The organism is Streptomyces sp. NRRL F-2664, assembly GCF_000719345.1.
GTDB lineage: Bacteria > Actinomycetota > Actinomycetes > Streptomycetales > Streptomycetaceae > Streptomyces.
Genome location: NZ_JOFX01000441.1, coordinates 1 through 335 on the forward strand (window position 1 = coordinate 1; position 335 = coordinate 335).

Consider the following 335-nt stretch of genomic DNA (forward strand, 5'->3'; position numbering starts at 1 on the left):
GGCTCCGGGACCAACTGGGCGACAGTCCGGCGGCCTTCACGGAGCACTGAGGCGCCCGCGGACTGGGCGCTGCCCGTGCGCGAGGCCAGCACCGTCCACAACAGCGCCGGCCAGAAACGCGAAGTGGCGACCGCCGCCGCATACGACAGCTACGGCCGTGCGGTGAAGACCACCGACGAGACCGGCACGGTCACCGAGACCGTGTACGACCCCGAAGAGGGCGCTACCGGGCTGGCCGTGTCGCAGAAGACCACCGGCCGGGACGGCAAGGTCCTGCAGGAGACCTCCAACACCCTGGCTGCGGACCGGCGCACGGTCACCGGGACCGTCACCCG

1 protein-coding gene is annotated in these 335 nt (G+C 71.9%); it reads left to right on the forward strand.

What is annotated here, in order from left to right:
• Positions 1–75 precede the first annotated feature (75 nt).
• Positions 76–335: hypothetical protein (locus IF89_RS39900; protein ID WP_043195054.1), on the forward strand; the 260-nt coding region annotated here is incomplete at its 3' end.